Source organism: Pseudomonas sp. UMAB-40 (assembly GCF_900095275.1).
GTDB classification, from domain to species: domain Bacteria; phylum Pseudomonadota; class Gammaproteobacteria; order Pseudomonadales; family Pseudomonadaceae; genus Aquipseudomonas; species Aquipseudomonas mandelii_B.
Window position 1 is genome coordinate 62,587 of record NZ_LT607556.1, and the last position, 13,386, is coordinate 75,972.

Genomic DNA, 13,386 nt, shown 5'->3' on the forward strand with positions numbered 1-13,386 from the left:
ATTTATAGACTTGGATGATGGCACTTTGTTCCTGCACTCCAGCGGCCGATGCAGACAAAGCTTGAGTGAATGGCACTGGAAGTGAACAATGTGTTACTTCGTATTTCCAATTGAGATTGATTCATGACTGCCCCGTCCCGTTTCCTGGCCTGGCTGGTGTTGCCACTGTTTGCCTTGTGCAGTTTCAATCTGCTGGCGGACACCGTGGATGGCGCGCCGCAAGCCCTGCATTTGCTCGACTACATCGGCGCGGATTACCCGCAGACGGTGCAAGGGGGCAACGTCATCGACGACTCCGAATACCGCGAGCAGCTGGAATTCATCAAGGTCTTGCAAGGCTTGATCGCCGCGATGCCGGCCAAACCGGAGAAACCCGGGCTGGAGCAAGGCGTCAGCACGCTGCGCAACGCCATCGCTGCCCGTCAGGACGGCGCGGACGTGGCCCGTCAGGCTCGACAGCTCGGTGCGAAACTGGCCGTGACCTATGAAGTCAGTCAGGCGCCGATCATTACCCCGGATCCGACCCGTGGCGCACCGCTGTACGCCCAGCATTGCTCGGTCTGCCACGGCGATACGGGGGGCGGTGACGGCCCGGCGGGTGTCGGTCTGACACCGCCGCCGGCCAACCTGCGTGACACGGCGCGCCTGGACCGCCTGAGTCTGTACGCGATCTACAGCACCTTGGGCCTGGGTGTCGAAGGTACGGACATGCCGGCCTTCGCCGATCAGCTGGACGATCGTCAGCGCTGGGACCTGGCGACTTACATCGCCAGTTTCAGCGCCGATCCGGCCGCAGCCAAATCCGAAAAGACCTTCAACATCGCCGACCTCGCTCGTCAGACGCCAGCCGAAGTGCAGGCCGCCGATGGCCCGCAAGCCGCCGCGACGTTCCGTGCGCAGCGGGCACAACCGCCGCAGGTCAAGCGTGGCCCGGCGCAGTTGCTCGACTACACCGCTGCGACCCTGGACAAGAGCCTCTTGGCCTACCGTGCCGGCGATCACGATCAAGCCTATGACTTGTCGGTAGCGGCCTATCTGGAAGGCTTCGAGCTGGTCGAGAGCTCGCTGGACAACGTCGACGCCAACGTGCGTAAGGACACCGAAAAGTCCCTGATGGCTTACCGTCAATCGTTGCAGGACGGTTTGCCGGTGGCCCAGGCCCAGCAGCGTCTGGACGCAGCCAAGGCCAAGCTGAAGGAGTCCGCCGGGTTGCTGGGCAGCGACGGCTTGAGTTGGTCCTTAAGCTACATCTCCGGGTTGCTGATTTTGCTGCGCGAAGGCCTGGAAGCGATTCTGGTGCTGGCGGCGATTCTGGCGTTCCTGCGCAACACCGGCCAGCAGTCGGCGGTGCGTAGCGTCAACGTCGGTTGGGGCCTGGCGTTGTTGGCCGGTCTGGCGACCTGGGCACTGGCGGCCTATGTGATTGATGTCAGCGGTTCGCAGCGTGAATTGCTGGAAGGTGCGACGGCGTTGTTTGCCGCCGTCATGGTGCTCTGGCTCGGCGTGTGGATGCACGACCGTCGCCATGCGGCGGCGTGGCAGGACTACATCAAGAGCAGCCTGGTGGGCGGCGGCGGACGCTTCGGCTTTGCGACGCTGGCGTTTTTTTCGGTGTATCGCGAGCTGTTTGAAGTGATTCTGTTCTACGAAACCCTGTGGTTGCAGGCGGGGCCTGCGGGGCATAACGCGGTGCTGGCCGGCGGTGCAACGGCGCTGGTGTTGCTGGTCGGGCTGGCGTGGGTGATCCTGCGCGGCTCGCAGAAACTGCCGCTGTCGTTGTTCTTCAGCATCAACGCCGGTCTGCTGTGCGCGTTGTCGGTGGTGTTCGCCGGGCATGGCGTGAAGGCGTTGCAGGAAGCCGGGATCTTCGGCACGCGGCCGGTGCCGTTCTTTGACTTCGACTGGTTGGGGATCCACGCGGATGCGTACTCGCTGAGTGCTCAGGCGGTGGCGATCATTGCGATTGTTGTGCTGTATGGCCGTAGCTGGATGGCAGAGAAGCGGCGGGTGCAGGTTTCTTAAGCGGCATTCGCTTCGCTCACAATCGCGAGCAGGCTCGCTCCCACAGGATCGCGTATAACCTGTGGGAGCGAGCCTGCTCGCGATTTTTTTTGGAAGAGGTAAACAAATGCGTGTCTGGATCGATGCTGACGCCTGCCCACGGGCGGCGAAGGATCTGGTGGTGAAGTTCGCCCTCAAGCGCCAGTTCGAAGTGGTGCTGGTGGCGGGGCAGCCGCAGATCAAACCGGGCCTGGCCCTGGTGAAGCTGATCGTGGTGCCCAGCGGTCCGGATGCCGCCGATGACTATCTGGTGGAACATGCGGTGCCGGGTGAACTGGTGATTTGCAGCGATGTGCCGCTGGCCGATCGGCTGGTGAAGAACGGCGTGGCAGTGCTGGACCCGCGGGGCAAGGAATTCGATGCGCAGAACATGGGCGATCGGTTGGCGGTGCGTAACCTGTTCACCGATCTGCGTGAACAGGGCCAGATGAGCGGCGGGCCGGCGCCGTTTGGTGAGCGCGAAAAGCAGGCGTTCGCCAATGCGCTGGATCGGATACTCACGCGGCTGACCCGAAAAACCTGAGCCTTACAAAGAACCCTGTGGGAGCGAGCCTGCTCGCGATGGGTCCCTCATGTTCACCATTGATGTCGCCAGATAGACCGCCATCGCGAGCACGCTCGCTCCCACATTAGTCCGTGTTACACATCATTCTCGTGGGTCAGTTCCAGAACGCGGTCGACTAGTTTATTGATGCCTGACGCTGCCTCGCTGATTGATTGCGCCAGCATGTAAGCCGGGGTGCTGACCAGTTTGCGTGCTTTGTCTTCAACGATGTCTGTTACCGCGCAGTCGGCGTGTGTAGCCCCCATCTTGTTCATGGCGGCGGCGGTATCGGTGTCGTTGCCGATGGTGCAGGTCACGCCCGGGCCATAGATTTTCGCCGCCAGCGCCGGCGAAATGCAGATCAGCCCCACCGGCTTGCCCGCTTCGGCAAACGCTTCGGTCAGCGCCAGGACGTCCGGTTGAACCGTGCAGCCGGCGCCTTCGATGGCGAAGTTAGAGAGATTCTTGGCCGCGCCGAAACCGCCGGGCACGATCAGTGCGTCGAAGTCTTCGACGCTGGCCTCACGAATATCCTTGATGTTGCCCCGGGCAATCCGCGCCGATTCCACAAGCACATTGCGCGACTCGGGCATTTCGTCGCCGGTCAGGTGATTGATCACATGCAATTGCGAGATATTGGGGGCAAAGCATTGCACCTCGGCGCCACGCTGGTCCAGGCGCAGCAAGGTAATCACGCTTTCGTGGATCTCGGCGCCGTCGTACACGCCACAGCCGGAAAGGATCACTGCAATTTTTTTGCTCATGGGTTTTTCTCCAGATTCATGGCGTTAAATGTCCACTAATTTGTCACTCGTTGCCATAGGGTTAATTCGCGGCTACACCTAGCATCTGTCCTCAAGATTCCGATCAGGGCGCGTCAATGGACTTCATTCTGTATGCGGTGCCGTTTTTCTTTGTGCTGATTGCCGTCGAGCTGTTGGCGGACCGTTGGCGCGGGTTGAGCAATTATCGGCTGGCGGACGCGATCAACAGCATCAGCACCGGGGTGCTTTCGACCACCACGGGCCTGTTGACCAAAGGCGTCGGCCTGGTGACCTATGCGTTTGCCCTCAAGCATCTGGCGCTGTTCGAGCTGTCGGCCGACAGCGTCTGGGTCTGGGTGTTTGCCTTTGTTCTCTATGACTTCTGCTATTACTGGCTGCATCGCATGGGCCATGAGCGCAACATCCTCTGGGCCGCGCACTCGGTGCATCACCAGAGCGAGGACTACAACCTCTCCACGGCCCTGCGCCAGACCAGTACGGGCTTTCTGCTGAGCTGGATTTTCTACCTGCCGATGGCGGTGCTCGGGGTGCCGCTGCTGGTGTTCATCAGCGTCGCCGCGCTGAACCTGCTCTATCAATTCTGGGTGCATACCAAACACATTCCCAAGCTCGGCTGGTTCGAGTGGTTCTTTGTCACGCCGTCCAATCATCGGGCTCACCATGCACAGAACGCTCTCTACATGGATCGCAACTACGGCGGGGTGTTCATTATTTGGGACCGTCTATTCGGCTCGTTCCAGGAAGAGGACGACAACGAGCCGGTGATTTTCGGCGTGACCACACCGCTGGCGAGCTGGAATCCGTTGTGGGCGAACGTGCAGTTTTACGCGCAGCTGTGGGATGACGCGCGACGGGCTGAAAACACATGGGACAAGCTACGGATCTGGTTTATGCGCACCGGCTGGCGGCCGGCGGATGTGGCGGCGAAGTACCCGATGAACAAACCGGACCTGAGCCAGTTCCGCAAATTCGAGGTGCCGCTGGACGGGCGTCAGCAGGTGTATGTGGCGCTGCAGTTCTGCGTCTACATCGCGCTGGGCAGCTACTTGATGAACCTTGAGCCACGTTTGCCGACTGCCGCGCTGGTGTTGGGCTGGGGCGCAGTGGCATTCGGTCTGTTTACGTTGGGCATGGCCCTGGAGAATCGCCCGCAGGCGTTGAAACTGGAGCTACTGCGCCTGGCCTCGAATGTGCCGCTGGTGTGGCTGGCGCCGGTGGTCGGGCTGTGGCCGGCCAGCGCGGTGGGCTGGATCGGCCTGCTCAGCTACAGCCTGCTCAGTGGCATCGGTCTCTACTGTTGCAGGGACCGCTTCACTCGATTGGCGTCTTAGTCTCGGCGGCCTTGGCCAGCTCGGCTTGCTCGTCGGCGTAGATCTTCTTCGCCAGACGGGCATTCTTGAAGCGCCGGCGCAGCCACAGGCCCAGGCCCAGGATCAGCAGGGCGCCGAGCACCCATAGCTCGTACTTCTTGACGCTGCCCAGCATGCCTTCGAGCACCGCGCCGAAGTGATACGCCGCAGCGGCCAGTGCGGCCGCCCAGATCGCAGCACCAATCCCGTTGAGCAGCAGATAACGCCCCGGCGGATAACCCGACAGGCCGATCGCCACCGGCATGACCGTGCGCAATCCGTAGACGAAGCGGAAGCTCAGCACCCAGATGTCCGGGTGTTTGCGGATATGTTCCAGCGCCCGGTCACCCATCATTTGCCAGCGTGGCTTGCGCGCCAGCAATTTGCGACCGTGTTTGCGCCCGAGGAAATACCACAGCTGATCGCCGGCATAGCTGCCACAGAACGCCACGATCGTGACGATCTTGATGTCCATGTATCCGCGGAACGCGAGGAAGCCTGCGAGCACCAGAATGGTTTCGCCTTCGAAGAACGTGCCGAGAAAGAGGGCGAAGTAGCCGAATTCCTGAAGAAATTGTTGGAGCATTGTCTGGATGCTGGCGAAATGAACGCGCAGCCTACGCCTTCGTGCACATTCATGAAAGTGTCCAAATGTGTCTCGACGTGAACATTTCCTACAAGGACAATGGAATGCGACTACCTGCCGCAGGGGTGCACATAACTGTAATACCACGGTCATAATGGCCGCTTATAACTGTCACGCTCGCACGCCAGCGGGCTCAGGAGTCTGCCGTGAGCTTTACCCCCGCCAACCGTTTGTTTCCTGCAACCCGCCTGCGTCGCAATCGCCGTGATGATTTTTCGCGTCGACTGGTCCGTGAAAACGTTCTGACCGTCGATGACCTGATCCTGCCGGTGTTCGTGCTGGACGGTGAAAACCGTCGCGAAGCGGTGGCGTCGATGCCGGGCGTCGAGCGCCTGACCATCGATCTGTTGCTCGAAGAAGCAGCCAAGTGGGTCGAACTGGGGATTCCGGCATTGGCGTTGTTTCCGGTGACACCGCCGGAGCTCAAGTCCCTTGACGCCGCCGAAGCCTGGAACCCCAACGGCATTGCCCAGCGCGCCACCCGCGCCCTGCGTGATCGGTTTCCGGAGTTGGGGGTGATCACCGACGTCGCTCTGGACCCGTTCACCACTCACGGGCAGGATGGCATCATCGATGAAGAAGGCTATGTGCAGAACGACATCACCGTCGACGCACTGGTCAAGCAGGCCCTGTCCCACGCCGAGGCCGGCGCTCAGGTGGTTGCCCCGTCGGACATGATGGACGGTCGCATCCAGGCCATCCGCGAAGCGCTGGAGCTGGCCGATCACGTCAACGTGCGGATCATGGCTTACTCGGCCAAATACGCGAGCGCCTATTACGGTCCGTTCCGCGACGCGGTGGGTTCGGCGCTGAACCTGGGTAAGGCCAACAAGGCCTCCTATCAGATGGACCCGGCCAACAGCAACGAAGCCCTGCACGAAGTGGCGGCGGACTTGTCAGAAGGCGCAGACATGGTCATGGTCAAGCCAGGCATGCCGTATCTGGACATCCTTTACCGGGTCAAAGAAGAATTTAAAGTGCCGACCTTTGTGTATCAGGTCAGCGGTGAATACGCCATGCACATGGCGGCCATCCAGAATGGCTGGTTGAGTGAAGGGGTTATCCTCGAATCCCTGACCGCTTTTAAACGTGCAGGGGCCGATGGCATCCTGACTTACTTTGCCGTGCGTGCCGCTCAATTGTTACGAGAGCAGAAATAGCCCTCCCAGGAACATTCCATGAATACCGAAGGACTCACTGAAGTTGCCGTAAAAGAGGCTCAACCCGTGGTCGAGCAAATCGCCGAGACCCCGCCGGAGCTGGAGCCCGCTCCACCCGCGGCGGTCACCGAGCCCGCGACCGCGGCGCCGGCGATTGCCATTCCCGGTCTGGATGACAGCAGCCTGTACATCCATCGCGAGCTCTCGCAACTGCAGTTCAATATCCGCGTGTTGGAACAGGCGCTGGATGAGTCCTACCCGTTGCTGGAGCGGCTGAAGTTTCTGCTGATCTTCTCCAGCAACCTGGACGAGTTCTTCGAGATTCGCGTGGCTGGCCTGAAGAAGCAGATCACCTTCGCCCGTGAACAGGCTGGCGCCGATGGCCTGCAACCGCATCAGGCCCTGGCCCGCATCAGCGAACTGGTGCACGGTCATGTCGACCGCCAATACGCGATTCTCAACGACATTCTGTTGCCGGAACTGGAAAAACATCAGGTCCGCTTCATCCGTCGGCGTCACTGGACCACCAAGATCAAAACCTGGGTGCGCCGCTATTTCCGCGACGAGATTGCGCCGATCATCACCCCGATCGGCCTCGACCCGACGCACCCGTTCCCGTTGCTGGTGAACAAGAGCCTGAACTTCATCGTCGAGCTCGAAGGCATCGACGCCTTCGGTCGCGATTCCGGTCTGGCGATCATCCCCGCGCCACGCCTGCTGCCGCGCGTGATCAAGTTGCCGGAAGAGGTGGGCGGCGCCGGCGACAACTATGTGTTTCTGTCGTCGATGATCCACGCGCACGCCGATGACCTGTTCCAGGGCATGAAGGTCAAGGGCTGCTACCAGTTCCGCCTGACCCGAAACGCCGACCTCGCGGTCGATACCGAAGACGTGGAAGATCTGGCCCGCGCCCTGCGCGGCGAGCTGTTCTCCCGTCGCTACGGTGACGCGGTGCGTCTGGAAGTGGCCGACACGTGCCCGAAACACTTGTCCGACTACTTGCTCAAGCAGTTCAACCTGCACGAGACCGAGCTGTATCAGGTCAACGGTCCGGTCAACTTGACCCGCCTGTTCAGCATTACCGGCCTGGACAGTCAGCGAGCGTTGCAATACACGCCGTTCACCCCGCAGATCCCGAAACTGCTGCAAAACAGCGAGAACATCTTCAGCGTGATCAGCAAGCAGGACATCCTGCTGCTGCACCCGTTCGAGTCCTTCACCCCGGTGGTCGACCTGCTGCGCCAGGCCGCGAAGGACCCGCATGTATTGGCGGTCCGCCAGACGCTGTACCGTTCCGGCGCCAACTCGGAAATCGTCGATGCGCTGGTCGATGCGGCGCGTAACGGCAAAGAGGTCACCGCGGTGATCGAATTGCGTGCCCGCTTTGATGAAGAGTCCAACCTGCAACTGGCCAGCCGTCTGCAGGCGGCCGGTGCGGTGGTGATCTACGGCGTGGTCGGCTTCAAGACCCACGCCAAGATGATGCTGATTCTGCGTCGCGAGGCCGGCGAGATCGTGCGTTACGCGCATTTGGGGACAGGCAACTACCACGCCGCCAACGCCCGTCTGTACACCGACTACAGCTTGCTGACCTCGGATGACGCCTTGTGCGAAGACGTCGGCAAACTGTTCAGCCAGCTGATCGGCATGGGTAAAACCCTGCGCATGAAGAAGCTGCTGCATGCGCCGTTCACGTTGAAGAAGGGCATGCTCGACATGATTGCCCGCGAAACCCAGTTCGCCCTCGACGGCAAACCGGCGCACATCATCGCCAAGTTCAACTCGCTGACCGATCCGAAGATCATCCGCGCGCTGTACAAGGCCAGTCAGTCCGGGGTACGTATCGATCTGGTGGTGCGCGGCATGTGCTGCCTGCGGCCGGGCATCGCCGGGGTTTCGCACAACATCCACGTGCGCTCGATCATCGGGCGTTTCCTGGAGCACACCCGGGTGTTCTACTTCCTCAATGGCGGTGAGGAGCAGATGTTCCTGTCCAGCGCCGACTGGATGGAGCGCAACCTCGACAAGCGCGTAGAGACTTGCTTCCCGGTGGAAGGCAAGAAGCTGATCATGCGGGTCAAGAAAGAGCTGGAGCTTTATCTGACCGATAACACTCACAGCTGGAGCCTGCAGGCGGACGGTCGCTACATACGCAACACCCCGACCGGCAACCAGAACCCGCGCAGCGCGCAGGCGACCTTGCTGGAGCGGTTGGGCAGCCCGATTCTGGCCGTTCGCTGACGCACATTCGGTTGGGCAAAAAAAGGGCGATCCATGTGGATCGCCCTTTTTGGTTTCAGCTGTCTACTTGTGGCGAGGGTGTTTAACTTTTAGCGAACGTTCAACGTAAAGCTGACCCGAGTCAGCCATTCCGCCTCAAGGGCGAAGTCGGCCTGGGTCAGTTGGTTTTCGTCCAGCCAGTTTTCCGGGAACAACACATCGAGGCTGTCGCGTTTGGCGTGCAACACGACCTGCGGCATTTCCTGAGTGCCACGGATGTGATGGAACAGGATCGCAAAGCGCAGCAGCACGCACAGGCGAATCAGCTTGATGCCGTCATCGCCGAAATCGGCAAAGCGGTCCCGCGGAATGTTGCGTCGGTGACCGCGCACCAGTAGCGCGAGCATCAGTTGGTCTTCGCGGGAGAACCCGGCCAGGTCCGAGTGCTCGATCAGGTAGGCGCCGTGCTTGTGGTACTGATAGTGAGCGATGTCCAGGCCCACTTCATGGACCTTGGCGGCCCAGCCGAGCAGTTCGCGCCAGACGCCGTCATCCAGGTCCCAATCCTTGGCCACCTGATCGAAGGCATGCAGGGCTTTGCGTTCGACCCGTGCCGCTTGTTCCAGATCGACGTGATAACGCTCCATCAGCGAGCTGAGGGTGCGCTCACGCACGTCTTCATGGTGATGACGGCCCAGCAGGTCATAGAGCACGCCTTCGCGCAGGGCGCCTTCACAGTGGTCCATGCGTTGCAGCTCGAGGGCGTCGAAGATCGCTTCGAGAATCGCCAGGCCCGCCGGGAAGATTGCGCGGCGGTCGGGCTTGATGCCTTCGAAGTCGATTTTCTCAACGTCGCCCAGCTTCATCAGTTTGCGCTTGAGCCAGGCCAGGCCTTCGGCGTTGACCTCGCCCGTGCCATGACCGCCGGCCTTCAGGGCCAGGCCGATCGCACGGATGGTGCCCGAGGAGCCGATGGCTTCATCCCAGGTCAGGCGGTGCAGGGCGTGTTCGATGCTCATGATCTCCAGCCGCGCTGCGGTGTACGCCTGGGCGTAGCGGGCCGGGGTGATCTTGCCGTCCTTGAAATAACGCTGGGTATAACTGACGCAGCCCATTTGCAGGCTTTCGCGCAGCAGCGGTTCGAAGCGCTGGCCGATGATGAATTCGGTACTGCCGCCGCCGATGTCGGCCACCAGGCGTTTGCCCGGGGTGTCGGCGAGGGTGTGGGAGACGCCAAGGTAGATCAGGCGTGCTTCTTCACGACCGGAGATGACTTCCACCGAGTGGCCGAGAATCTCTTCGGCGCGGCGGATGAATTCGCCGCGGTTTCGGGCTTCACGCAGGGCGTTGGTGCCGACGATCCGCACGGCACCCGACGGCATACCGTTGATCAGTTGGGCAAAACGCTTCAGGCAATCGAGCCCGCGCTGCATCGATTCTTCGTTGAGCTGACGCTCTTCGTCGATGCCTGCAGCCAGCTGAACCTTCTCCCCGAGGCGCTCGAGAATACGGATTTCGCCGTTCTGGGCCTTGGCCACGACCATGTGAAAGCTGTTGGAGCCCAGGTCGATTGCGGCGATCAGGGACAGATTCTTGGCTTGGGATTGCGGCATGGTCATGGGGTCTCGGTCGATAACCTCGACATCGTGCCACGATCAAAGGCTGGCGCCAACGCGCAGCGTTCAAAGCCTTGATCCAGAGCACGGACGGCATGAGCTCCCTCTCCACAAAAGGGTTAGCCTGCTGCTTCAACTGTGCCGATGAAATTCGCCAGCTCCGCCGTCTGCGGATTTGCAAACAAAATCTTCGGATCCCCGACCTCATGCACCTTGCCCTGATGCATGAACACCAGCTTATCCCCCACCTCCCGGGCAAAGCGCATTTCATGGGTGACCATGATCAGCGTCATCCCTTCCTTGGCCAGTTGCCGGACCACGCTCAGCACTTCATTGACCAATTCCGGGTCCAGCGCTGACGTGATTTCGTCGCACAGCAAGACTTTGGGTGACATTGCCAGCGCCCGGGCAATCGCCACGCGCTGTTGCTGACCGCCCGACAGCCGATCCGGGAAGGCATCAAATTTCTCGCCCAGCCCGACCCTCTCCAGCATCTCCCGCGCCAGCTCGACCGCTTTGGCCTTCGGTACTTTCTGCACCACTTGCGGTGCGAGCATCACGTTCTCGCCCACGGTCAGGTGCGGGAACAGATTGAACTGCTGGAACACCATCCCGACTTTCTGCCGCAAGGTGCGCAAATCGGCGCGCGCGGCGTCGAGGTATTCGCCGTCGACTTCGATCACGCCGTCGTTGATCGACTCCAGGCCATTGAGGGTGCGCAGCAACGTGGATTTGCCCGAGCCGCTGCGGCCGATGATCGCCACCACCTGGCCTTCCTCGACACTGAGGTCGATACCTTTGAGCACATGGTGGTCGCCGTAATATTTATGCAGGGCGGAAATTCTAAGCAGAGGCATGCAGTCTCCTTTCCAGATAGCGCGCACTGAGGGACAAGGGGTAGCACAGCAGGAAGTAGCCGAGGGCCACGAGGCCGTAGACCATGAACGGTTCGAACGTCGCGTTGGCGAGCATGCCGCCGGTCTTGGTCAGTTCGGTGAAGCCGATGATCGAGGTCACGGCGGTGCCTTTGACCACTTGCACCGAGAAGCCCACGGTGGGCGCCACGGCGATCCGCAGCGCTTGCGGCAGAATCACGTAGCGCAACTGCTCCAGTGGGTTGAGCGCCAGGCTCGACGAGGCTTCCCACTGGCCGTTGGGAATCGAGTCGACGCAGCCGCGCCAGATCTCTGCCAGATAAGCGCTGGTGAACAGCGTCAGGGCCAGCGCCGCCGCCATCCACGGCGAAATCTCCACACCGGCCAGCGCCACGCCGAAGAACACCAGAAACAGCTGCATCAACAGCGGCGTGCCCTGGAACAACTCGATGTAGGTGCGGGCAATGTTGCGCGGCAGGGGCTTTTTCGAGATGCGCATGACCATGATCAGCAAGCCGATCAACCCGCCGCCGATAAACGCCACCAGCGATAACGCCAGGGTCCATTGCAGGCCGGTGAGCAGGTTGCGCACGACGTCCCAGAAGGTGAAATCGCTCATTGGCTGCTCCTCGATATATAGCGACGGCCGATCCAGTTCAGCAGTTGGCGGATCAGCAGCGCCATGCACAGGTACAGCAGCGTGGTCAGTGCATAGGTTTCAAAGGCGCGGAAGTTGCGCGACTGAATGAAGTTGGCGGCGAAGCTCAATTCTTCGGTGGCGATTTGCGAACAGACCGCCGAGCCGAGCATGACGATGATGATCTGGCTGCTCAGGGCCGGCCAGACTTTGCCCAGTGCCGGCAGCAGAACCACATGGCGGAACGCTTCGAATCGGCTCATCGCCAGGGCCGCAGCGGCTTCCAGCTGTCCTCGGGGGATCGCCTGGATGCCGGCGCGGATGATCTCGGTCGAATAGGCGCCGAGGTTGATCACCATCGCCAGCACCGCCGCCTGCCATTCGGAAATCTGCACGCCCAGCGACGGTAAGCCGAAGAAAATGAAAAACAGCTGCACCAGGAACGGCGTATTACGGATCAACTCGACGTAGACCCCGAAGATCGCCGAGAACGGGCGAATGTTCCACGCCCGCACCAGCGCCCCGACAATGCCCAGCCCCACACCCAGCACCGCGCCGATGGCCGTCAGTTCAAGGGTGAACAAGGCGCCGCGCAGCAGCAGGTCGGTGTTTTGCACCACCGGCAGAAAGTCGAACTGATAGGCCATATCTAATCTCCCGAGCGACGATCAGAGGTCGGCCGGCAATGGCTCTTTCAGCCAGGTCTGGGAGTTTTTCTCCAGTGCACCGTCGGTTTTGGCGGTGGCGAGGATCTGATTGACCTTGCCCAGCAGTGCCGGCTCGTTCTTGTTCACGCCGACATAGACCGGCGAGTCCTTGAGCTTCACTTTCAACGCTGGAATGCGTTTCGGGTTCTTCTCGCTGATCGCGACCATCACCACGTTGCCGCTGGCGATCAAGTCAACCTGGCCGGCGATGTAGGCGGCGATGGTCGAGTTGTTGTCTTCGAAGCGTTTGATGGTCACGCCTTCGGGAGCGACTTTGGTCAGCTCGATGTCTTCGATGGCGCCTCGGGTGACGCTGACGGTCTTGCCCTTGAGGTCGTCCAGGCTTTTGATGTCGGCGTCTGGCGGGCCGAACACCGCGAGGTAGAACGGCGCATAGGCGCTTGAGAAGTCGATGACTTTCTCGCGCTCGGGGTTTTTGCCCAGGCTGGAGATCACCAGGTCGACCTTGCCGGTGGTCAGGAACGGGATGCGGTTGGTGCTGTTGACCGGGGTCAGTTCAAGTTTGACCTTGAGTTGCTCGGCCAGCAGTTTGGCGGTGTCGATGTCGAGGCCGCGCGGTTTCATGTCCGGGCCGACCGAGCCGAACGGTGGAAAGTCCTGAGGCACGGCCACCTTGAGGACGCCGCGTTTGACCACATCCTCCAGGCCGTCGGCGTGAGCGGGTGCCTGGCTCAACATCAGGCTGGCAAACAGGGCAGTGAGAAGGGCGCTGTAACGCAGGGTCATGGCGAATCTCCGGATCGGCGAGGAATGAATTCTGCGGAT

Annotated in this window: 12 protein-coding genes; 5 read left to right on the forward strand and 7 right to left on the reverse strand. The window is 61.0% G+C overall.

The annotated features are described in order from the left end of the window. The first annotated feature begins 123 nt into the window (after positions 1 to 123). Together K0F88_RS10085 and K0F88_RS10090 are read left to right on the forward strand one after the other, a co-directional pair. Positions 124 to 2,022 carry an FTR1 family protein gene (locus tag K0F88_RS10085; protein WP_219094965.1) on the forward strand — a complete coding sequence of 633 codons (1,899 nt, stop codon included), beginning with the start codon at positions 124 to 126 and terminating at the stop codon, positions 2,020 to 2,022. A gap of 106 nt (positions 2,023 to 2,128) precedes the next feature. Further along, on the forward strand, positions 2,129 to 2,584 hold the full coding sequence (locus tag K0F88_RS10090) for a YaiI/YqxD family protein (RefSeq protein WP_219094966.1): 456 nt from the start codon (positions 2,129 to 2,131) through the stop codon (positions 2,582 to 2,584). 116 nt (positions 2,585 to 2,700) lie between these two features. On the opposite strand, the gene elbB is transcribed toward K0F88_RS10090, so the two are convergent. Further along, complete coding sequence (elbB, locus tag K0F88_RS10095) at positions 2,701 to 3,369, reverse strand: isoprenoid biosynthesis glyoxalase ElbB (RefSeq protein WP_219094967.1); 669 nt, start codon at positions 3,367 to 3,369, stop codon at positions 2,701 to 2,703. Positions 3,370 to 3,485: 116 nt separating this feature from the next. Between elbB and K0F88_RS10100 the strand changes: the two genes are divergently transcribed. Further along, positions 3,486 to 4,721, forward strand: a complete 1,236-nt coding sequence (locus K0F88_RS10100; RefSeq protein WP_219094968.1) for a sterol desaturase family protein — start codon at positions 3,486 to 3,488, stop codon at positions 4,719 to 4,721. Here the strand turns inward: K0F88_RS10100 and K0F88_RS10105 are convergent. Beyond that, complete coding sequence (locus K0F88_RS10105; protein ID WP_219094969.1) at positions 4,702 to 5,325, reverse strand: DedA family protein; 624 nt, start codon at positions 5,323 to 5,325, stop codon at positions 4,702 to 4,704. The genes K0F88_RS10100 and K0F88_RS10105 overlap by 20 nt on opposite strands. A 206-nt stretch (positions 5,326 to 5,531) precedes the next feature. On the opposite strand from K0F88_RS10105, the gene hemB reads away from it, so the two are divergent. Together hemB and ppk1 are read left to right on the forward strand one after the other, a co-directional pair. After that, a complete protein-coding gene (gene hemB / locus K0F88_RS10110) occupies positions 5,532 to 6,545 on the forward strand; it encodes a porphobilinogen synthase (RefSeq protein WP_219094970.1) in 1,014 nt (337 codons plus the stop codon). Positions 6,546 to 6,563: 18 nt separating this feature from the next. After that, on the forward strand, positions 6,564 to 8,786 hold the full coding sequence (gene ppk1 / locus K0F88_RS10115; protein WP_219094971.1) for a polyphosphate kinase 1: 2,223 nt from the start codon (positions 6,564 to 6,566) through the stop codon (positions 8,784 to 8,786). A gap of 89 nt (positions 8,787 to 8,875) precedes the next feature. On the opposite strand, the gene ppx is transcribed toward ppk1, so the two are convergent. From ppx to K0F88_RS10140, 5 genes are all read right to left on the reverse strand, one after another. Next, entirely contained in the window at positions 8,876 to 10,378 is a 1,503-nt protein-coding gene (ppx, locus tag K0F88_RS10120) for an exopolyphosphatase (protein WP_219095110.1), read from the reverse strand. A gap of 122 nt (positions 10,379 to 10,500) precedes the next feature. Beyond that, positions 10,501 to 11,238 (reverse strand): amino acid ABC transporter ATP-binding protein, encoded by a 738-nt coding sequence (locus K0F88_RS10125; protein ID WP_010465037.1) that lies wholly within the window; start codon positions 11,236 to 11,238, stop codon positions 10,501 to 10,503. Next, on the reverse strand, positions 11,225 to 11,875 hold the full coding sequence (locus K0F88_RS10130; protein WP_010465035.1) for an amino acid ABC transporter permease: 651 nt from the start codon (positions 11,873 to 11,875) through the stop codon (positions 11,225 to 11,227). Before K0F88_RS10130 ends, K0F88_RS10125 begins: the two co-directional genes overlap by 14 nt. Continuing rightward, positions 11,872 to 12,540 carry an amino acid ABC transporter permease gene (locus K0F88_RS10135; RefSeq protein WP_010465033.1) on the reverse strand — a complete coding sequence of 223 codons (669 nt, stop codon included), beginning with the start codon at positions 12,538 to 12,540 and terminating at the stop codon, positions 11,872 to 11,874. Before K0F88_RS10135 ends, K0F88_RS10130 begins: the two co-directional genes overlap by 4 nt. A 21-nt stretch (positions 12,541 to 12,561) precedes the next feature. Further along, positions 12,562 to 13,347 carry a transporter substrate-binding domain-containing protein gene (locus K0F88_RS10140; RefSeq protein ID WP_219094972.1) on the reverse strand — a complete coding sequence of 262 codons (786 nt, stop codon included), beginning with the start codon at positions 13,345 to 13,347 and terminating at the stop codon, positions 12,562 to 12,564. Positions 13,348 to 13,386: the final 39 nt, after the last annotated feature.

Excerpts from the sequence above, each read along its gene's own strand:
- K0F88_RS10085 (WP_219094965.1), top strand. The coding sequence starts at position 124 with ATGACTGCCCCGTCCCGTTTCCTGGCCTGGCTGGTGTTGCCACTGTTT.
- K0F88_RS10090 (WP_219094966.1), top strand. The coding sequence starts at position 2,129 with ATGCGTGTCTGGATCGATGCTGACGCCTGCCCACGGGCGGCGAAGGAT.
- elbB (WP_219094967.1), bottom strand. The coding sequence starts at position 3,369 with ATGAGCAAAAAAATTGCAGTGATCCTTTCCGGCTGTGGCGTGTACGAC.
- K0F88_RS10100 (WP_219094968.1), top strand. The coding sequence starts at position 3,486 with ATGGACTTCATTCTGTATGCGGTGCCGTTTTTCTTTGTGCTGATTGCC.
- K0F88_RS10105 (WP_219094969.1), bottom strand. The coding sequence starts at position 5,325 with ATGCTCCAACAATTTCTTCAGGAATTCGGCTACTTCGCCCTCTTTCTC.
- ppk1 (WP_219094971.1), top strand. The coding sequence starts at position 6,564 with ATGAATACCGAAGGACTCACTGAAGTTGCCGTAAAAGAGGCTCAACCC.
- ppx (WP_219095110.1), bottom strand. The coding sequence starts at position 10,378 with ATGCCGCAATCCCAAGCCAAGAATCTGTCCCTGATCGCCGCAATCGAC.
- K0F88_RS10125 (WP_010465037.1), bottom strand. The coding sequence starts at position 11,238 with ATGCCTCTGCTTAGAATTTCCGCCCTGCATAAATATTACGGCGACCAC.
- K0F88_RS10130 (WP_010465035.1), bottom strand. The coding sequence starts at position 11,875 with ATGAGCGATTTCACCTTCTGGGACGTCGTGCGCAACCTGCTCACCGGC.
- K0F88_RS10135 (WP_010465033.1), bottom strand. The coding sequence starts at position 12,540 with ATGGCCTATCAGTTCGACTTTCTGCCGGTGGTGCAAAACACCGACCTG.
- K0F88_RS10140 (WP_219094972.1), bottom strand. The coding sequence starts at position 13,347 with ATGACCCTGCGTTACAGCGCCCTTCTCACTGCCCTGTTTGCCAGCCTG.